The sequence below is a fragment of the Streptomyces sp. CB02056 genome, assembly GCF_001905545.1.
In the GTDB taxonomy this organism is placed as follows: domain Bacteria; phylum Actinomycetota; class Actinomycetes; order Streptomycetales; family Streptomycetaceae; genus Kitasatospora.
In genome coordinates, this window is record NZ_LIPD01000006.1 from 402,626 (window position 1) to 420,904 (window position 18,279).

17 protein-coding genes are annotated in these 18,279 nt (G+C 74.5%); 4 read left to right on the forward strand and 13 right to left on the reverse strand.

Annotated features, from left to right (window positions below; translation table 11 throughout):
• Positions 1 to 34: 34 nt before the first annotated feature.
• Both AMK13_RS18905 and AMK13_RS18910 read right to left on the reverse strand, forming a co-directional pair.
• Positions 35 to 268 carry a ferredoxin gene (locus AMK13_RS18905; protein ID WP_074003233.1) on the reverse strand — a complete coding sequence of 78 codons (234 nt, stop codon included), beginning with the start codon at positions 266 to 268 and terminating at the stop codon, positions 35 to 37.
• Positions 262 to 1,470, reverse strand: coding sequence for a cytochrome P450 (locus AMK13_RS18910; RefSeq protein ID WP_074003234.1), 1,209 nt, complete (start codon positions 1,468 to 1,470; stop codon positions 262 to 264). The genes AMK13_RS18905 and AMK13_RS18910 overlap by 7 nt, the downstream gene beginning before the upstream one ends.
• A gap of 259 nt (positions 1,471 to 1,729) precedes the next feature.
• Between AMK13_RS18910 and AMK13_RS18915 the strand changes: the two genes are divergently transcribed.
• Together AMK13_RS18915 and AMK13_RS18920 are read left to right on the forward strand one after the other, a co-directional pair.
• Entirely contained in the window at positions 1,730 to 2,356 is a 627-nt protein-coding gene (locus AMK13_RS18915) for a class I SAM-dependent methyltransferase (protein ID WP_074003235.1), read from the forward strand.
• A gap of 90 nt (positions 2,357 to 2,446) precedes the next feature.
• On the forward strand, positions 2,447 to 3,088 hold the full coding sequence (locus AMK13_RS18920) for a nucleotidyltransferase domain-containing protein (protein ID WP_074003236.1): 642 nt from the start codon (positions 2,447 to 2,449) through the stop codon (positions 3,086 to 3,088).
• A 35-nt stretch (positions 3,089 to 3,123) separates the two neighbouring features.
• Here the strand turns inward: AMK13_RS18920 and AMK13_RS18925 are convergent, their stop codons facing one another.
• From AMK13_RS18925 to AMK13_RS18950, 6 genes are all read right to left on the reverse strand, one after another.
• Entirely contained in the window at positions 3,124 to 4,485 is a 1,362-nt protein-coding gene (locus AMK13_RS18925; RefSeq protein ID WP_074003238.1) for a Fic family protein, read from the reverse strand.
• Positions 4,486 to 4,665: 180 nt separating this feature from the next.
• The gene (locus AMK13_RS18930) at positions 4,666 to 7,314 is read right to left on the reverse strand and encodes a PKD domain-containing protein (protein WP_074003239.1); all 2,649 of its coding nucleotides are present in this window, start codon (positions 7,312 to 7,314) and stop codon (positions 4,666 to 4,668) included.
• 262 nt (positions 7,315 to 7,576) lie between these two features.
• Complete coding sequence (locus AMK13_RS18935; RefSeq protein ID WP_074003241.1) at positions 7,577 to 8,479, reverse strand: NADP-dependent oxidoreductase; 903 nt, start codon at positions 8,477 to 8,479, stop codon at positions 7,577 to 7,579.
• A gap of 69 nt (positions 8,480 to 8,548) precedes the next feature.
• Positions 8,549 to 8,731 carry a hypothetical protein gene (locus AMK13_RS44110; protein WP_074003242.1) on the reverse strand — a complete coding sequence of 61 codons (183 nt, stop codon included), beginning with the start codon at positions 8,729 to 8,731 and terminating at the stop codon, positions 8,549 to 8,551.
• Positions 8,728 to 8,955, reverse strand: coding sequence for a hypothetical protein (locus tag AMK13_RS18945; RefSeq protein ID WP_049659115.1), 228 nt, complete (start codon positions 8,953 to 8,955; stop codon positions 8,728 to 8,730). Before AMK13_RS18945 ends, AMK13_RS44110 begins: the two co-directional genes overlap by 4 nt.
• Positions 8,956 to 9,107: 152 nt before the next feature.
• Positions 9,108 to 9,842 (reverse strand): CHAP domain-containing protein, encoded by a 735-nt coding sequence (locus AMK13_RS18950; RefSeq protein WP_143204571.1) that lies wholly within the window; start codon positions 9,840 to 9,842, stop codon positions 9,108 to 9,110.
• A gap of 240 nt (positions 9,843 to 10,082) precedes the next feature.
• On the opposite strand from AMK13_RS18950, the gene AMK13_RS18955 reads away from it, so the two are divergent.
• Positions 10,083 to 10,979: a helix-turn-helix domain-containing protein gene (locus tag AMK13_RS18955; protein ID WP_074003244.1), complete on the forward strand. Its 897-nt coding sequence runs from the start codon at positions 10,083 to 10,085 to the stop codon at positions 10,977 to 10,979.
• 64 nt (positions 10,980 to 11,043) lie between these two features.
• On the opposite strand, the gene AMK13_RS18960 is transcribed toward AMK13_RS18955, so the two are convergent.
• From AMK13_RS18960 to AMK13_RS18965, 3 genes are all read right to left on the reverse strand, one after another.
• Positions 11,044 to 11,553, reverse strand: coding sequence for a glycosyltransferase (locus AMK13_RS18960; protein ID WP_241852949.1), 510 nt, complete (start codon positions 11,551 to 11,553; stop codon positions 11,044 to 11,046).
• A gap of 263 nt (positions 11,554 to 11,816) precedes the next feature.
• A complete protein-coding gene (locus AMK13_RS43550) occupies positions 11,817 to 11,957 on the reverse strand; it encodes a hypothetical protein (RefSeq protein ID WP_158077722.1) in 141 nt (46 codons plus the stop codon).
• Positions 11,958 to 12,010: 53 nt separating this feature from the next.
• Positions 12,011 to 12,739 carry a DUF4232 domain-containing protein gene (locus tag AMK13_RS18965; protein WP_074003247.1) on the reverse strand — a complete coding sequence of 243 codons (729 nt, stop codon included), beginning with the start codon at positions 12,737 to 12,739 and terminating at the stop codon, positions 12,011 to 12,013.
• 277 nt (positions 12,740 to 13,016) lie between these two features.
• Between AMK13_RS18965 and AMK13_RS18970 the strand changes: the two genes are divergently transcribed.
• Positions 13,017 to 13,568 (forward strand): hypothetical protein, encoded by a 552-nt coding sequence (locus tag AMK13_RS18970; RefSeq protein ID WP_074003249.1) that lies wholly within the window; start codon positions 13,017 to 13,019, stop codon positions 13,566 to 13,568.
• Positions 13,569 to 13,658: 90 nt separating this feature from the next.
• On the opposite strand, the gene AMK13_RS18975 is transcribed toward AMK13_RS18970, so the two are convergent.
• Together AMK13_RS18975 and AMK13_RS18980 are read right to left on the reverse strand one after the other, a co-directional pair.
• Positions 13,659 to 14,603: a hypothetical protein gene (locus AMK13_RS18975; RefSeq protein WP_074003250.1), complete on the reverse strand. Its 945-nt coding sequence runs from the start codon at positions 14,601 to 14,603 to the stop codon at positions 13,659 to 13,661.
• Between the two features lie 307 nt (positions 14,604 to 14,910).
• Positions 14,911 to 17,724: a hypothetical protein gene (locus AMK13_RS18980; protein ID WP_074003252.1), complete on the reverse strand. Its 2,814-nt coding sequence runs from the start codon at positions 17,722 to 17,724 to the stop codon at positions 14,911 to 14,913.
• Positions 17,725 to 18,279: the final 555 nt, after the last annotated feature.

Below are 18,279 nucleotides of genomic sequence, written 5' to 3' on the forward strand. Positions count from 1 at the left end.
GGCGGCCCCGCCGGGCCGCCGACACCACCGGCCGTCAGCGCGCCGGATCCAGCCGGAGCGCCGAGGCCGGGCACCTGGCGGCCGCCTCCCGGGCCTCTTCCGCCGCCCGTCCGACGGGCTCGGCGGCGAGCACGACGACCTGCCCGGCCTCGTCCTGGTCGAACACCGACGGCGCGGTCACCGCGCACTGCCCCGACGACACGCACCGCGAGGTGTCCGCCACCACCCGCGCGGTGGCCTGCTCGCGCTGCCGCTCCCCGTTCACCACAGGACCGGGACCTCGCCGAGGCCGCCCGCCAGCCGTTCGGAGTGGTCGCGCAGGCTGTGCGCGTCCACCGCCAGCCGCAGGCCGGGGAAGCGCCGGAACAGCGCGGTCAGCGCGATCTGCATCTCGGTGCGGGCCAGCGCGTTGCCGATGCAGTAGTGGCCGCCGTGCCCGAAGGCGAGGTGCGCGTTGGGGGAACGCGACGGGTCGAAGGCGTCCGGCTCCTCGAACGCCCGCCCGTCCCGGTTCGCGGCGTTGATCGCCACCAGCACCGCCTCGCCCTTCGCGATCGCCGTCCCCGCGAGGGTGACGTCCTCGCGGGCGTAGCGGGTCAGGCCCAGGGCGCCGGGCGCGGCCATCCGCAGGACCTCCTCCACGGTGGCGCGGGCCGACCCCTCGGGGTCGGCGGCGAAGCGGTCCCGCCGACCGGTGTCGCTCAGCAGGAACAGGACCCCCAGGTCGATCCGGGCCGAGGTCGTCTCGTGGCCCGCGAACAGCAGCCCCACCGCCAGGCGGGCCATCTCCTCCTCGGTGAACGAGGGGTCCTGCGCCTGTACGGCCAGGATGTCGCTGATCACGTCCTGGCCCGGCCGCTTGCGCTTCTCCTCGGCGATGGCGGACACGTACGCCTCGAACTCGGCCATGGCGGCGGCCCCGTCGGCCCCGCCGTACAGAGCGGCGATCCGCTCGGACCAGCCGCGCAGCAGGCCACGGTCCTCGACCGGCACGCCCAGCAGCTCGCAGATCACCATCACCGGCAGCGGGAACGACAGGTGGTCGTGCAGGTTGACGGCGCGTCGCGGATCCCGCGAACGCTCCTCGTCCATCGCGTCCAGGCAGGACGCGGCGAGTTCCCCGATCCGCTCGCCCAGCCGCCGCATCCGCGGCGCGCTGAACGCGGGCGCCAGCATCCGGCGCATCCGCGTGTGCTCCCGGTCCTCCTCCTCGGGCGAGGGGGCGGGGCGCGTGTGCAGCGCCGAGGACGAGATCCTCGGGGCGCCCTCGGTGTCGGGGCGCAGCCGGGAGAACCGGGTGTCGCTCAGGATCTCCCGGGCTTCCTCGTAGCGGGTCACCAGCCAGGCCGGGTCGCCGGCGGGTGTCGTCACCCGGGCGATCGGGCCTTCCTCGCGCAGGCGCGCGAGCAGCGGCGCCAGGTCCAGGGCGTTGGGGCGCTCGAAGGGTAACTGCGGTGCGGGGGCGGTCATGGTCTCTCCTCGCCGGCCGAAGGGCCACAAGAGCAGTGAACGCTTGACGGAGCCGTGCTCTCCTTGCCCGTCCGGACCAGGGCGGACGAGTGCCCTTCCGGCCGACAAGTGAGAGTCAACTCTCTTTTACTGGGAGCGTAACACTGTCAGCACGCACAGTCAGCCTCCCGAGCGCTGCCGGGGGGAGGGCACCCGTCGAGGCCGACGGCAGCCGAAATGCTGTCGCTCCGCCGGTCAGGGACGGCTACGGTGCGCCGTTGTGGATGACGAAGACCCGAAGGACCTGGTCCGGCGTGGATACGACCTGCTGTCCGCGCATTACGAACGCGCGTTCAACAGCGAGACGAAGTACGGATCGTGGATCGAGGAGTTGCTCGGGCGGCTCCCGGAAGCGGGCACGGTGCTGGACGTGGGGTGCGGGACCGGAGTCCCCGTGGCCCGGTCCCTCGCCGCAACAGGGCGCCGTGTCACGGGCGTCGACATCAGCGACGTCCAGATCCGGCGGGCACGGGAGCTGGTGCCGGAGGCCGAGTTCATCCGGGCGGACGCCACGACCCTGGCGTTCCCGCCGGAGGCCTTCGACGCCGTGGTCTGCCTGTACGCGCTGATCCACATTCCGGTCGGGGAGCAGCCGGCTCTGCTGGGGCGGATCGCCTCGTGGCTGCGGCCAGGAGGCTGGCTCCTCGTCACCACCGGGCACCAGGCCTGGACCGGCACCGACGAGGACTGGCTCGGCGGCGGGGCCGCGATGTGGTGGAGTCACGCGGACGCGGCGACCAACCGGTCCTGGCTGCTGTGCGCCGGCCTGGAGGTGGCGCACGAGGAGTTCGTCCCCGAGGGCGACAGCGGCCACGTCCTGTTCTGGGCGCGGCGGCCCGTGAGCTGACGGGCCGTGCGGGGCCGTGGCAGAGCGGATCGGTCGCGGGACGTACGCCGCCCACGGCCACGGCGGGCCCTCCACTGATAGGTTCCAGCGATGAGCAAGCAACTGCCCGACGGCGGCGTCGAACTGTCCCCCGACGAGATCGAGGCCCTCCCCGCCAGGTGGTCGTCCTGCTGGACTCCGGGTGAGGTCGCGCAGCGGTTGGCCGGGATCGGCACGCCCTGGTACGTGGCCGCGGGGTGGGCGCTGGACCTGTTCCGCGGCAGGCGGACGCGCGCTCACGGCGACATCGAGATCGGGATTCCGGCCGCGGGCTTCCCCGAGGTCCGCGACCGCTTCCCCGGGTACGCCTTCGACGCGGCGGGCAGCGGCCGGATCTGGGCGGACGCCGCGCCGGAGGTACTGGCCGCCGTCCACCAGACCTGGCTCCGCGATCCGGCCACCGGCGACTACCTGCTCGACGTGTTCCGCGAACCGCACGACGGCGACACCTGGATCTGCCGGCGCGACGAGACGATCCGGCTCCCCTACCGCGAGATCATCCACCACACCCGGGACGGCATCCCGTATCTGGCCCCCGAACTGGTCCTGCTGTTCAAGGCCAAGCACGTCCGCGAGAAGGACCAGTCGGACTTCGACGCGACCGTCCCGCACCTGACCCCGGCTCAGCGCGAGACCCTGACCGGCCTGCTCGCCCGCGTACACCCGGGGCACCCCTGGCTCGCGGACCTGTAGCCGCCCCCACTGGGCCCCGTGTCAACGGCCGCCGGTCACTGAGCGGCGGCGCGGCTCTGCCTGAGGTGGATCTCGACGGAGCGGCACAGGCTCAGCGCGTCGTGCGGGTCGTCGGCCCGGTAGCCGAACCGGCGGATGAGCAGCACCGAGTCGAGGGTGACGCCTGCGCGGGCCAGCACGAACAGCAGGGTGAGCAGGGCGGCGCGGGCGTTGCCGTCGTCGAACGGGTGGAAGAAGCAGACATCCAGGTAGACCCGGGCCGCCCTCGCGGCCAGCGGGATCCGGCCGTCGGCGGCCTGCGCCAGGCACGCGTCGAGGCGGGCACGGGTGTCCGGGCCGATCCCGTAGCGCTCTTCGCCGCCTTTGGCGAAGGCGGGGCGGGTGCGCAGCGGCGGCGGCTCGGGGGTGCCCAGCACGTGCTGCTGCCAGCCGCGCAGCAGCTCGAAGTCGAGCACGGCACCACGCGCCGCGTCGGCCCGCACCAGCTCCAGTGCGGTGAGCAGGCCGGCGGCGCGGGCGGGGTCCACGGCGGCGTCGAAGAAGCGGAAGTCCTCCGCCGCTCCGTCGCGGGCGGGAGTCACCGGCCCGCTGTCCGTGCCGTCCTCGCCGTCGGCACCGTCCGACCACGGCACGCTCTCGCGCACGGCGAGCCAGCGTTCCAGGTGGTCCGGGAGCTCGCCCGGGTCCGGCGACCAGTCAATGTCCTGCGGACGCAGTGGGCCGACGAGTCGCTCCGCGACCTCGTCGGCCAGGACGGTGTCGGGTGCGGTCCAGCTCTTGAACCGGCCGGCGACCGCCTGTCGAACCAGTCGCTCGGCCGGCTCGGGGGCGACGCCCCAGTAGCCGAGGAACCACTCCAGGACCTGCCGGCAGTGCCCGTACCAGCCGCTCTCGGCGCCCGTCCGGTCGGCCACCTGCAGGATCAGGTTGCGGGCGGCGCGCTCCCACAGGATCCGGTCCGCGTCCAGGGTCTCCGGGTCCAAGGGGTAGGCCTCGAACCACTCCGCGAGCCGCTCCAGCCAGTCACGCCACTCGCACAGCGCCGCCACGACCCGGTCGAGGGTCTGCTCCGGGTTGGTGATCGAGTGCGATCCGCAGCACCAGTTCCCGACCGGCCCGCCGTCGACGTCCCCCTCGCCGAGCGACCAGCGCCACCCGGCCGCCCAGCGGCCGTAGCGCTCCATCAGCACGTGCGTCATGGCGTCGGACCAGGGTTTGGCCACCTCCCAGGCCCAGTTGACCCTGGTCAGATCGATGGCCGGGTCCAGCCGGGAGGGCACCCGCCGCGCTGGCCCGAGGGAGCGGATCACCCCCGCCACCGAGGCGGGGTCGAATGGGTGGTCGGCGGGGTCGACGTCGTCCCAGGTCAGGTCTGTGGGGTGGAGCGTGTTGAGCACCGGGTCAGGGTGCCACGGGGCCCGGGGGCGCGAGCAACACCTTTTCCGGCAGTCCACAGGGCAGGGCACCACGCTCGTCGCCGCTGCTCGCCCTGACCGTCACCCGTCCGACGGCGGACCGCCGGTGGGTCCGCACCCGGGCTCGGGTGCGGACCCACCAGCGGTCAGAGGGCTACGGCGTCAGGACTGCGGCCAGGCGTCCGTGAAGTAGCCGAACAGGTCGGCGATGATGTCGGTGCTGCCGACGTGGTTGTAGATGTCGACCTTGCCGTCCGCGCCGACCGGCGTGGTGACGTGGTTGGGCACGGTCTGGCCGGCGAGCAGGTTGAGGTTGCTGGTGCCGGGGCGCGGGGCGCCGTGGGCGTGCACGGTGAGGTAGCTGTCCTCGGTGGTGTTGGTGGACGTCACGTTGAGGACGGCCGCCCGGGCGCCGGCCGGGATGCCGCCGACGACGGTGGTGCTGTCCGGGCCCGGCTTGGCGAACGGGCCGGTACGGGTGTCGGTCAGGCGGACGGGCACGGTCGGCGTGTACGTGGCCTTGCCGTTCGGGGAGTAGTACCCGAAGACGTCGAGGATCACGTGGGTGGAACCGTTGTGGTTGTACACGTTGACGGTGCCGTCCGGGCCGACCGGGACGATGACCTGGTTGGCCTTGTCCTTGCCGGGCTCCGGGTTCAGGTTGGAGCTGACCGGCTTGGTCCCGCCGCCCGCGTACACCTTGAGGTGGGTGTCGGTGGCGGTGTCGGTGCTGGTCAGGTTGAGCACCACGGACGTGGCGTCCGCCGGGACGCCGCCGACGCCCGCGACCTTCACCGCACGCGTCTCGCCGGACCCGAGCTTGCTGCTCTCCCGGGTGTCCACCAGCCGGCTCGGCGCCAGCGGGGTGAACAGGTCGCCGCCGTTGGGGCGGTAGAAGCCGACGACGTCGACGATCACCTCGGCGCGGCCGGAGTTGAGCAGGGTGCTGATCCGCTTGGCGTCGCCGATCGGCACGGTGACCAGGTTGGACGAGGTGCGGCCGGCCGCCACGTTGACGTTCGAGGTGATCGGGCGGGCCTGGCCGGTCGGCCAGACGGTGAGGTGGGTGTCCTCGGTGGCGTCGGTGACGGTCACGTTCAGGACGACCGTGGTGACGTTCCCGGGCACGCCGTTCGCCCCGGGCGCGCTGCCGGTCGGGACCGTGAAGGGCACCTCGGCGCCGCCCCGGAGGTCCAGGTTCGGGTCCTGGCGGGTGTCGACGAGCCGGTACGCCTCCGTGCGCAGGAACCCGGTCGGGGCGTACGCGGCCCGGAAGGGGTACGCGGCGGTGCTGGTGCGGCCGGCGGTGTCGGTGACCGTCACCGTGACCGTGTAGTCGCCCGGCGAGGCGTACCCGTGGACGACCGCGTCCAGGGTGTTCCGGGTGACGGCGGGGGTCCCGTCGCCGTAGTCCACCACGACCTTGGAGACCTGCCACGGCGAGGACGTCCCCGACGGGTCGACCCGCACGCCCAGCGGCGGGGCGTCGGCCGTATCGAACCGGTCCGGGACGACCTGCTGGACGGTGGCGCCGGCGGTCAGCGGCCCGGGGGTCGTGACCTGCACCTGTACGCCGTACCCGCCGGTGAACGGCTGGCCGCCGCCGGTGTCCACGGTGACGTTCGCGGAGAAGGTGCCCGGCTTGGTGTAAGTGTGCTTGACCACCGGGGAGTTCGAGGTGACCGCAGGGGTGCCGTCGCCGAAGTCGTAGCGGTAGGTCATCACGGAGGTCGGCCAGTGGGCCTTCTCCGGGCCCGTGGTCGCCGTCAGCGTGATCTCGGTGCCGTACGGGGCCCGCTGCTGGTCGGCCGTCAACTGGGCCGAGGTTATGGGCTCCTGGCGCTCGGTCGCGCCGCGGTCGTGGTAGCCCAGGCCGGTGCCGAGGTTCGGCCGCGACGGGTCGTCGGCCGGGTGCGCGGCCGGCACGAAGCCCGGCGCGGTCTCGTCGGCGGAGTCGACGACCTCGCTGTTCAGCGCGCTGCCGGACTGCCAGCGCGGCACCACGTAGTCGTGCTTGCCGGCCCGGCCGTCGGTCGCGGCGGCGAGCGACTCGGGCGTCTGGTGCCGGGTGCCGGCCCAGACGTACGGCGTGCCGTTGCCGGAGTTCGTCCAGTACGGCGCGACGGTGTTCGAGCCGGCCCGGGTGTCCTTCGCCGAGGCGGCGGAGACCACGATCTCCGCACCCTCGGGGTTCGGGCAGGAGTACGGCGCGGAGGGCGAGAAGTGGTTGCGCACCACGTTGTTGAAGAGGTTCGACCCGGAGGAGTCGCCGGCCAGCTCGATGCCGGCCGTGCAGCCGTCGGCCACCGTGTTGTTGGTGAGGGTCGTCCCGGGGCTGTCGACGGCCTTGATCCCGGAGGCCTCGGTGCGGACCACCGTGACCCGGCTGGAACCGGTGACCAGGACCTCCCGGGCGTGCATCGACTCCACCACGACGTCGTGCACACCGGACAGCCGCACGTCGCCGCCCACCGCGGTGCCGCCGGCCGCGCCCCGGATGGTGATGGGCCGGCCGGGCTCACCCGACTTCGTGACCGCGGTGCCGGAGCCGAACGTGCCCCGGGCCACCTCGACGGTCTGCCCCGGCAGCGCCGCCGCGGCGGCCGCGTTGACGGAGCAGAACGGCTTCGCCGCCGTCCCCGTCCCGGAGTCCGAGCACGCCGGGTCCCAGGCGTCGACCCGCAGCACCCCGGGCGCGTCGTCGGCGGAGCCGGTGGTGGCGGCGGAAGCCGTGGTGGCGGCGGTGGGAATGCCACCGAGCACGGTGACGAGGCCTGCGGCGAGCAGGCCCTTGGTTCGGTTGGGGCGCACGGTGCGGTCCTCCGAGAAGGGACAGGAGTCTGACCTGGTGGGCACGGGCCCGGTCGGGTGGGTCAGGCCGCGTGGATCGCAGGCAGAGTAATTATGACGAGGGCTCCGACGGACTTGATCACCGCCCCCACCTGCGGTGTCGTATCCCATGAGGCGGGACCGGACGCCCCGGACAGTTCGGATGATTCGGACCACCGAGGGCGCGGGCCGGGGCCCCGCAGGATCAGGTCGTCCTCTGCGGAGACCCGGCGTACGACCCCTGTCAGGCGTTGACCAGGACGATCTTGCCGGTCGCGTGGCCGCTCTCGCCGAAGTGGTGCGCCCGTGCGACCTGGTCGAGCGGGAAGGTGTGCACCTGAGGGAGCGCGAGGCGTCCGGTGGCGATGAGCTCGCCGAGGTCGGCGAGGACGTAGAGGGCCCGGCCGTCGTCGCCGCGGCTGAACGCCACCCGATGCTCACGGGCGCCGACGACGTCGGAGAGGGTGACGACGCTCTCGGGGCCGCCGGTGAGGTCGATGAGGCCGGGCAGTGCTCCGCTGCCGGCGACGTCGAGTGCGCGGTCGACCCCGCCGGGCGCCAGCGCGCGGACCGCCGGCACGAGGGTCGGGCCGTAGGCGACGGGTTCGGCTCCCAGCGCCCGGACGTACGCGTGCCTGGCCGGGCCGGCGGTGCCGATCACCCGCGCGCCGCGGGCCACGGCGAGTTGGACCGCGGCGCTGCCGACGTTGCCCGAGGCGCCGTTGACGAGGAGCACGGTGCCGCCGACCACGCCCAGCCGGTCGAGTCCGCGCGCCGCGGTCTCGAGGGCGGCGGGCAGGGCGGCGGCGTCGGCGAAGCGGACGGACGCGGGCAGCGGCGCCCAGTACGACAGCACGGCCGACTCGGCCTGGGCGCCCCCGTGTTCGGACAGGCCGACGACGCGGTCGCCGACGGACACGTCGGTGACGCCCTCGCCGACCTCGTCCACGACACCGGCCGCCTCGTGTCCCAGCGTCTGCGGCAGTTCCTCGTCCATCAGGCCCGCGCGCTTCTTCCAGTCGCTGGCGTTGACGCCGGCGGCGCGTACCGCGACGCGGATCCGGCCGGGGCCCGGGTGCGGGTCGGGAAGGTCCACGACCTCCAGGACCTCGGGGCCGCCGAAACGGCTGAACCGTACTGACTTCATCGTGGACTCCGTTCCGAACGGCAGCGGTGGGACACCGGGTTGAACACGGCGGCAGGCCGGCCCCCGCTGTCAGGCGAGGCGCTCGCCGTCGTAGAAGACGCCGCCGGTGGGCCCGTCGGCGGGCAGGGTCGCGGCCCAGGCGACCCACACGGCGCTCTCCGCGGCGGGCCGATCCTCCTCGTCGATGACGACCCGGCCGCACCCGCCGACCGACCGGCCGGCGACTGACCGGAGCGGGGCCGCTCTCGTCACTCCGGCAGCGAAATGCCCAGTTCCCGCAGGCGGGGCAGGCAGGCTTCGAGGCACTGCTCCACCGAGGCGGCATCGGTGCGCACGAGGATGTCGTCACGCAGCGGGGCGCCGCTGGCCACGAACGTCCACGGCTTGCGCTGCTCCGCCATCCGTTCGGCGTCGGCCTTGAGCAGCACGGTGATGCCCTGTTCGGCCAGTGCTTCCATGATCGCCAGTACGTCCACCGGTGGTCTCCCCCTCGTGAAGTGCGTCGAACGTGCTCGAACGCGCCACGGTGAACCTACCGGTCGAGGCCGGGCAGCGACGGCCAGGCGGCGACGGCCGGGCCCCGGACGGATGATCCGCCCGGGCCCCGGCGCTGGTGGAGGCGGGCCGGTCAGGCGCCGGGCACGCTGACGTAGCCGGAGATGTGGAGCTTCTGCCCACCGCCGCGGGCGTCCGCGGGCTTGACGTGGCGGTGCGTCACCTTGTCCCCGACGTTGCCCTCGACGGTGTCGATGGTGCCGTCGTGGCTGACGGCGACGACGACCCCGACGTGGCCACCCTTGGCGTAGGCGGGCGGACCGTAGACGACGAGGTCTCCGGGGACGGGGGTGTAGGGGCGCTCGCCGCGCGCGGGCTGCCGGTTGTGGAAGAGGTGGTGCTCCTGGCCCCACTTGCCGACGCCGCGTCCGGACAGGGTGGTCGGCGCGGGCTTCACACCCGCCTGGTGCCAGGTCCAGTCGGCGAACGCGGCGCACCAGGCGGTCTTGGCGCACTTGCTCTGCTTCTCCGTCCCGTCGGCGTAGGCGAAGTACTTGTCGCACGTGCCGGTCTTCTCGGGGTCCTGGCCGGCCGGGGTGATCTGGCCGCGGGCGATGGAGACGATCCGCTCGCGCAGCGCGGAACGGGCGGTGGCGCCGTCGGACACGGTGGCGGTGTCGGTCGCGGAGTCGGTCGCGGAGTCGGTGTCGGTGGTGGTCCGGACGGCGTGCGCACCGGCCGGGAGGGGGCCGATGGTGGCCGCGGCGGCGGTGCCGAGGCCGCCGAGCGTCCCGGCGGCCACTAGGGCGACGGCGGCGGTCCTTCCGGCGCGGCCCACGAGGGCGGCGAGCAGACGCGAGCGTGTCATGTTCATGATCTCTCCTTGGATGCGCCCTCCACCACCCCGGGCAGGCCGCGGCCTGCCCGGGACACGGGAGGGGGTGGGGTTTCCGCCGGGGATGCGTCCTCCGGCCGACCACCACGATTGCACGCCCGACCGCCGGACTCCTACGCTGTGTGAACGCCTGGTTACCCATGCATATGCGGAGCGCCTCCGTACGGCCCTGACCTGGGCCTACGCACAGCCGAGGGAAGAGGGACCGAGCCGATGACGCACAACCGGCCGCCGCAGGCAGCCGATGAACCGGACCAGCCGACGGCCGCAGCCGCCCGCGCCGAACTGGCCCGGACGCTGCGGAGGTGGCGTCAGGAGGCCGGGAACCCCACCCAGGTGACCGTGTCCCGGCGCACCGCGATCGCCCAGACGACCCTCTCCCGCTACGAGAACCCCGACGGCAGGTACCCGGCACCGGAAGCGGCGCTCCACTCCCTGGCCGCGTACTACGCGGTCGCCGACGGCGCGCTCGTCCGCGCGCTCGGGCTCAGGGCGGCGATCGACGGCGGCACGGGCGACGCGCCGCCACCGGAGCCGGTCCCGGAGCCTGCGGCGGCCACCGCACCGGAGGCACCGGCGCCCAGTGCCGAACCGACGGCCGGTCAGGAACCCCGTGGCGGGCGATGGCGCCGGGCGGCGTGGGCCGCCGGGGGCGCGGCCGTGGCGGCGGCCGCCGCCGGCGCGCTCCTCTACGCCCTGGCGGGCCCGGACACCGGCGCCACCGTCGCGCCCGCCCCGCAGGCGATGCCCGCACCGACGGCGGCCGCCTCCTGCGACGGGGCGTCCTGCCTGCACGTCGACCCGGTCGGCACCGTCTGCGACCGCGACGCCGCCACCGCCGCGGCCGACCGCGACTTCGGCGTCCTGATCGAACTGCGCTACAGCCCCTCCTGCCACGCCGCCTGGGCCAAGATGAGCGGCGGCTCCCCCGGCGACCGCGTCCAGGTCTTCGGCACCCCGCCCGAGCAGGAGGAGTACCGCCAGCAGTCCGGCCACGACGCCCACAGCAAGATGGTCCGCGCCGCCCGCCCCGCCGACGCCCGCGCCTGCGCCGTCGTCGACAACCGGGGCACCGTCTGCGCCGCACGCCGGGAAGCCCCCACGGGATGACGCGGGAGAGCGGGCACAGCCGGGTCGGCGAGCCGCTCGGATGGAAGCCGACGGTGACCGCCCGTCAAGGACGAACGGATCCGGCGTACTCCCCCCTCGCGATCCGGGGATACGAGGTCCAGACGTCGTCCCCGCAGCGCGCGGCGTGCTGAGGCCCACGGTTCACACACACGCCCGCAGTTCCGCGATGTCCAGCGGTGGCAGCCGTGACAGCTCGGCGTCGGCGGCGGCCGTGGCGACGGCGTAGCGGGAGTCGGCGAGGAGGGCCGAGGCCGTGCCCGGCGAACGCGGTGGTGTTGCCGGGCTGGTCGGCGAGGACGCCCAGGCCCAGGACGGGTGTCGTCGCCTGCACCGCGTCGAGCAGGGAGGCCCGTCCGCCGTGCGTCACGAACAGGTCCACCTGACGCAGGAGCGCGGGCTGCGGGACGTGCTCGACGACCGTGATGCGGGGGTCCGCGCTCGGCAGGTCCCGCGCGAGGTGTCCAGCGGACACGATCGCGTCGCGGCCGGTCGCGGAGAGGGCGGCCATGACCTCCCGGTACACGCTCCTCACGACACCGCGCAGACCGGACATCGCGGTGGTCAGGGTGCCGAGGCTCACGTAGACGAGCGGGCGGGAGGAGTCGGGACGGTCCGGCCGCTCGGGGGCGGTGGTCCGGAACGCCGCGACGGTGCGCCGGACCGCGCGGGCCGATGACGAAGTCGAGCGCGGACACGTGCGACGGTATCGGCTCGGCGGTGACGGCTATCCGTAGGGCCATGGGGACTCCAAACAGCGTTCTGCGGGCGCGCGGAATCCGGGCCCGCTTGCCGAGGTCGGCGGGTTGCGACGGGGCGTCAGGAACCGGCACCGGGTGACGGCGGCTTCCTCGACGGGACCGGGCCCGGACCGTCCTGACGGCCCAGGACGAGGACCTGGAAGGCCGCGCCGCCGTAGGCGACCAGGAGCCGGGCGATCCTGCGGGGCGTGCTGCGCATGCTGGTGTGCCTGCTCTCGTAGGGTGCTGTCGGCTTGTCGGAGGCTGCCCGGGTCACCAGGAGACGGCGTCGTCCAGCGACTGCTGCCAGTAGCCGACCTTGAGGGAGTCGTCCACGTAGGCGCCCTCCGCGGGCAGCGACGGGTGGGCCCCGGTGCCGACGCTCTCGTTGCCGGAGGGGCCGTGGAAGTAGACGGTCAGGGAGTTCACGGTGTGGCCGTTCGAGCCGTCGGTGCCGTCGGTGGAGGACAGGTTCACGGAGGCGTAGCCGGACTCGCCGGGCTGGAGGGTGACGACGGCCTGCGGCTTCGAGTCGGTGATGACGGGGGGTACGGACTGGGCCTCGCCGAAGCGGACGGCCGGGTAGCCGTAGAGGTAGCAGGTGCCGGAGCCGGTGTTGGTGACCGTGAGCAGCAGGTGGTTCACGGGGCGGTTCAGCGGGGCGGCCGTGGTCGCGGTGTTGGAGCCTTCGCAGGTGGCCGGCTTGGCGGCCGCGGGGGCGGCGGGGGTCTTCGGCGTCGGGGTGCCGGTGGCGGGCTTCGGGGCGGTGGGCCGGGGTGCGGCGGCCGGCTCCTGACTGGCGGACCCGGTGGTGCCACCGGCGTCGACGGACGGGGCCATGGAGGTCGAGGCGGACGCAGCGGCGGGCGCCGCAGCCCTGAGCGAGGGGCCGGTCGCCGTATCGATGACCCCGCTGTCGTTGCACGCGGTGAGCGAGAAGGCGGCGACCACGAGGCTCGCGGCGGCGCTGACCAGACGGGTGCGGGAGGTACGGACGGACATGTGGTCGCGCCCCTTTCGGCATGGGCTCGGGTGCTGCGTCGGTCGGACGGCCGAAGCCTGCGCGACGGTCCGTCCCAGCCGCCACGTCTGGCGCGGCACCAGGGAGGGTGGGACGGCGAAGGGGGCTCTGACCAGCGGGAACGAGGCCGGCCTGGAACGCCGGAATGGGACGCCGAGGGGACGCCGAGAGGACGGACGGGGCAGCTGCCGGAGGGCACGGGGCCGAGGCGCCCCGCGTGTCGTCGGGCCTCGCGAGCGCGTCTAGGGTGTGGGAGCTATGCGACTGGTCGAGATGGAGACAGCCCGGCAGGACTGGAAGGGCATGCTGTGCGGCTGCGGCGGTTCGGCGGAGCACCTGGCCCGGGATCTGCTGCGGCTCGCGGGCGGGGGATCCGGGGCGGAGCCGGGCCAGGTCGACCTCGAATGGCATGTCTGGTCCCCGGTCGTCCTGTGGGAGCCGGCTCCCGCGGTGGCGTCCGTTGCGCTGGCGGCACTGGCCGATGACGTCGCACCGGCGGCCCGCGCGCGGTTCCTCGAGCTCCTTCAGTGCCTGGTGGCGGGCGAGGGCACGGACGCGGAGTCCGCCCGACGAGGACTCGATCTTCCGGAGCTGTGCAGAAACGTTGCCGCGCAAGGTCTCTGGCTGCTCTACGGGGAGGTGATGGCGAATCGGTCCCTCGTCGGGGCGGGCACCGCCTTCGAGATCCTCACGGTGGTGGAGCCCGACAGGGCTCGCCTGCACCATGTCCGGGAGCTCGCGGCCGACTGGCTGCCCGTGTGCTGCCGGACCGGCCTGTGCGATGACGACCTGTGGGCCCTCGACCGCTGACCTCGCCGGAGCCGTGGCCGCGCTGCCGTGGACGAGCCGCGCTGCCCGCTGCCGGGCTTCCGCGGCTCGTCTCCCTTCCGGAGGACGGGGTCAGGGGGCCGGTGACCGCTTGCCCGACACCCCGGCGGCGCGGTGGCACAGCTCGACGAGGGAGCCGAGGAACTGGCCGCCGTACGCGCCTGCGGCGGCGCAGGGGTCCGCGTCGGCGGCCGGGCCGCCGGACGGCCGCCCGGCGTCGGGAGCGGGCCGCGGCCGGGAGCCGGCGGCCGGGAAGCCCGGTCGCCGCCCCGGGCTCGGCACCGGTGTGCGCCCTGGCCCGCCGTCGCCCTGGTCGGCGGCCTGGTCCTCCTGGTCGCCGGCGGGCCCGGCGTCCGGCGCGGGGACGGGCTGCGCGGTCGCGAGTTCCGACGGGGACGGCACGGGGACCGGCACCGGTGAGGCCGAGGGCGCGGAGCGCTCCAGGACCCCCACGACGGCGGGGGCGGCCGGCTGGTCGTCGGGGACCGGTCGCGGGCCCATCCCGAGGTAGGCCCGCGGGCCGGCGTCCGCCGCTCCCGAGAGCAGTGCCGTCGCGAGGACGACCGCGACGACCGTGCCGCGCCCGAACGCCCGGACCGGGGACGGGCAGCCGGGCGGCCGCCGGCCGACGGGGACCACCAGAGGGACCGCCGAGGGGGCGGCCGCCGCCGACTCCGCCCGGCGCCGGCAGACCTCCGCGTTGCGCGACGCCGCCCACTGCTCCGACGCGCCCAGCCCGGCCCACGCGGTGGCGGCCACGGCGAACAGCTCGGCCGCCCGCAGGGGGTCGCCGCCGACCGCCGCGACGTACGCCCGCACCTCCTGCGCCCGCAGCGTCTCGGGGTGCAGGGCGCCGCGCTCCAGGGCGACGTACCGGTGGAGCTCCTCGGCCAGGCGGGTCGCGAGGGCCGTGTTCCCGGCCTCCATCGCGCCCCGGATCAGGGCCACCCGGGGCGCGTAGGCGGCCGGCAGCCTCTCGGCGGCCGTCCTTGACGACGTGTCGGCCGTATCGGTCATGGGCCCCTCGCAGGTGGTTCTCCGAACGATGGATGACGTCACGTATACCGGTCGGAGCCACCCCGGGCCGGTGCCCTGTCAGCCCATCGGGTGAATCGTCACCGACCGGTCCACGGAACTCCTCCGGCGTTCGGGCCGCTCCGGTAAGGCGCCGCCCGGCCCGGCCGCCGGTCCGCGCCCCCATGGCGTCACCGCACCGAAATCGCCTCTTCGAGTGATCCGGGTGACGGGCCGAGTGACCCGGCTGACGGGCCGACCGATCCGGGCGATGGGCCGACGACGGGGCTTCCCGGCGCCGGCCCCGCCGTCAGGCCTGCTCCCCCGCCCGCAGCTCGGTGGCGATCTGGCGCCGGCCGGCGACCAGCGTCTCCAGCACCACCCCGAGGCCGACCAGCAGGGCCAGGCCCGCGGTGGGCAGCAGCACCGGCAGCAGCACGGGGGTGATGACGTCCCCGACCTTGGCGCCGACCAGCGTCGAGATGTCGAAGGCGCCGCCCAGCAGGGCGACCGCCGCCAGCGCGACCAGGCCGCCGCCGACGGCCGCCGCCAGGGTCTGCGGCAGCGCCTCGGTCATGATCAGCGCCAGCCCGTCCCGGGGCCGCAGGCCCATGGTGCGCAGCCGGGCGAGCACGGCCGTGCGGTCGGGTGCGGCCCGGAAGAGCGTCAGCAGGACGGCGAGCAGGGCGAATCCGGCTCCGGCGGCGGCCGCGTACCAGAACAGCCGCTCGGCGGCGTGTTGCAGCGGGTCGGCGCCGAGCGCGGCGGCGGTCTCCCGGCTGCTGTGCACCGTGTACCCGGCGGGCAGGCCGTGGGTGTCCTTGCCGGTGGCCGTGGAGCCGTCCGCGATGAGCTTGGCCAGGCCGACGGGCCTGGCTCCGCCGTTGTCCCGCAGGGCCGTCCTGACCTGGTCGGGGTCGATGTCGCCGACGGCGAACCACTGGTTCACCCGCTTGGCGTCCGGCAGTCGTTCCCAGGTGGGGCCGGCGGGGACGACGACGAACGGCTTGCCCGGGTCCGGCAGCGCGGGGGTGGCACCGACGGTGTCGGCGACGGTGAGGCGCAGGTCGTTGCCGTTGAGGGTGCGCACCCGGGACGGCCCCGCGGCCAGGTGCTGGGCCAGGTCGCGGCTGACCAGGGCGGGCACCGGGGTGTCCCGGCCGCCTGGCGTCCCGGCCAGCTTCGCCGGGTCGAACTCGCCGACCCCGAGGGCCCGGGCGATCTCGGCGTACGCCATCGGATCGGTCACCACCACCAGGTTGGCCTCGGTGTAGTCCTGGTCGCCGCCGAAGACCCGGGCCTTGGTCTCCATCCAGACTCCGGTCGAGGTCCGGACGCCCGGCAGGGCGGCCGCGGCCTTGGTGAACGGCTCGGTCAGGGTGGCGTAGTCCGGGAGGGAGACGCCGATGTCCCCGCCCGTGGTGATGCGCGCGGCGCGGGTCCGCACGTCGTCGACGGTGTCGAGCACGGTGGCGCCGAAGCCGGTCGTGGTGACGGCGATCAGCAGGGCGAGCAGCGGCAGCACGGAGGGCCTGCGGCGGCCCGAGGCGTCGCGGGCGGCCCGGGAGAGGCCGAGGAAGCCGATCAGGCCGCGGCCCCGGCCGACGAGGGCGGCCAGCCGGCCGACCACCACCGGCTCGATCCTGGCCAGCAGCAGTCCGCCGGTGACGGCGAGGAGCAGCGGCGCGGCGACCAGCAGCGGGTCCACTCCGGCCCCGGGGTGGCCGACGCCCCGGCGCCGGACCTCCGCGACGGCCGCGGCGGTGACCGCCAGGACGGCGAGTTCGCCGACCAGTCGGCGTCGTCCGCTGACCGGCCGCCGGCGCACCCAGAGCAGGGCCGCGCGGACCGGGAAGCCCAGCAGGGCGATCAGGGTCGCGACCAGGGCCGCCAGCACCGCGCGGTCCCACCGGGGGGTGGGCAGCAGCACCAGGGCGAGCGTCGTGGCGAGCACGGCGGCGGGCAGGACGGTGACCGCCCCCTCGCCGATCAACCGCCGCAGCACCCCGGCGACGGATCCGCCGCGGGCCCGGAGCAGCCGGATCTCGGCGGCGCGCCGGTCGGTGGTGAGCGCGGCGGCCAGGAACAGCACCACGGTGGCGACGCCCGCGACGCCGACCGGTCCGATCACGCTGAGCGGCAGCGAGGCCCGGTAGCGCTCGTCCGCCCTGGTGAGGACGTCGCGCAGGCCGGAGACGGTGTGCAGGTCGGGGCGCCCGATCGCGTCGTGGAGAACGGTGGCGTCGTGCCCGGTCAGGAAGGAGGTGATGACGCCGCGGGTACGGTCGAGCTGGTCGGCGTGCAGCGAGGCGGGGTCGACGGGCAGCCGCCAGAAGTTCTCGGCGTTCGAACCCCAGTGGACCAACGCGGGCAGGCTGCCGCCGTCGACGAACCCGCTGGTCGTCCAGTGCTCGTGCTCGGCGTCGGTGTTCAGGCAGGCGCGGGCCGGGCAGCCGAGGTCGTCCCAGAAGGGGTCCTGGGGGTCGTTGACCTCGTAGAGGCCGACCACCACGGTGGTCCGCCGGACGCCCGCGCCCTCGTCGCCGTTGTCGATGACGTCACCGAGCTTGATGCGGATGGTCTCGGCGGCCTTCTTGCTGACCACGATCGGCAGCGGATCGCCGACGGCGCCGGGGGTCGGCCAGGTGCCGTCGGTGAGGGTGGCCCGGGCGGCCAGGTCGTGCAGGTAGAGCAGGCTGAGGGCCGGGTACGGCTCCTTGTCCGAGAGGTGGGCGTACCCCGGGTTGGTCATGTAGCGGTCGGCCAGGGCGCGGGCGCCGTAGGCCTGACCCGACGGGGACAGCGTCAGCCGCCCGTCGACCTGCTCGACGAGCTGGCGCTGCACCCGGTCGAGTTCGGCGATGCTGTCGTCCTCCCGCGTCTTGGAGGTGGTCCGCAGGCTGGTCGGGTTGACGCCCTTCTCGCTGACGAAGGACTGGAGCGCCGTGTCCGCGCCCCGGTCCATGACGAGGGGGAAGGCCGCCGCCAGGAAGACGGTGACGAACGCGAGGGCCGCCATGAGCAGCGCGGCCAGCGGGTTCGCCCGCAGCCTGGTGCGGACCCAGCGCGCGGGGCGCCGGGCGGTGTCGGGGGTGGGCACGCGGGTGCCGGCCTGGGTGGTCACATCTCCTCCACGTGGCGCGGGCGGGCGGCCACGTCTCGACGGCGGCGTCCGATGAGGAAGGCCGACAGCAGCAGGGGCGGCCGCGATCGCGGTCGCGTGCGGCGCACTGATCACCGGCAATCGGTCGCCGGATAGCGGACGATGCTGTCAGATTCGATCGAGGAACGGAAGGGATTCGCACGAATCAACTAAGCACTGAGCGAATTCCTTGCATTGGCGGGATCCGGGCCGGCGGCAAGTCGTCGAAATGCCATGCGCACTTCACAACTCCGGCTTCACCGCACGCCCTTGACCAGGCAACTTCTCTTTCCGGAATTCTCTACTCGAAACGGTGAACCCGCCAAGCCGCCCCAACCGTTGCCCCGGACGGAACACCACAGGCACCGCCCGCCGGGGGCGCCGCCCCGACGGCCACCCGCCCGACGGCGGCCGTGACCGGTCCCCGGTGCAGCGCTCGCAGACGGGCCCCGGGCCGGCGACGCCGACGGCCCACGCCCCGTGGCCGTCGGGGCGGGGCCCGGGAGATCGCCTCCGCAACCTGGCATATTCCGTCCG

Bases quoted from the DNA above. Each gene is read 5' to 3' on its own strand.
- AMK13_RS18935 (WP_074003241.1), bottom strand. From the start codon at position 8,479: ATGAAGTCAGTACGGTTCAGCCGTTTCGGCGGCCCCGAGGTCCTGGAG.
- AMK13_RS18975 (WP_074003250.1), bottom strand. From the start codon at position 14,603: ATGACCGATACGGCCGACACGTCGTCAAGGACGGCCGCCGAGAGGCTG.
- AMK13_RS18920 (WP_074003236.1), top strand. From the start codon at position 2,447: ATGAGCAAGCAACTGCCCGACGGCGGCGTCGAACTGTCCCCCGACGAG.
- AMK13_RS18950 (WP_143204571.1), bottom strand. From the start codon at position 9,842: ATGACACGCTCGCGTCTGCTCGCCGCCCTCGTGGGCCGCGCCGGAAGG.
- AMK13_RS18965 (WP_074003247.1), bottom strand. From the start codon at position 12,739: ATGTCCGTCCGTACCTCCCGCACCCGTCTGGTCAGCGCCGCCGCGAGC.
- AMK13_RS43550 (WP_158077722.1), bottom strand. From the start codon at position 11,957: ATGCGCAGCACGCCCCGCAGGATCGCCCGGCTCCTGGTCGCCTACGGC.
- AMK13_RS18960 (WP_241852949.1), bottom strand. From the start codon at position 11,553: ATGTCCGGTCTGCGCGGTGTCGTGAGGAGCGTGTACCGGGAGGTCATG.
- AMK13_RS18955 (WP_074003244.1), top strand. From the start codon at position 10,083: ATGACGCACAACCGGCCGCCGCAGGCAGCCGATGAACCGGACCAGCCG.
- AMK13_RS18910 (WP_074003234.1), bottom strand. From the start codon at position 1,470: ATGACCGCCCCCGCACCGCAGTTACCCTTCGAGCGCCCCAACGCCCTG.
- AMK13_RS18970 (WP_074003249.1), top strand. From the start codon at position 13,017: ATGCGACTGGTCGAGATGGAGACAGCCCGGCAGGACTGGAAGGGCATG.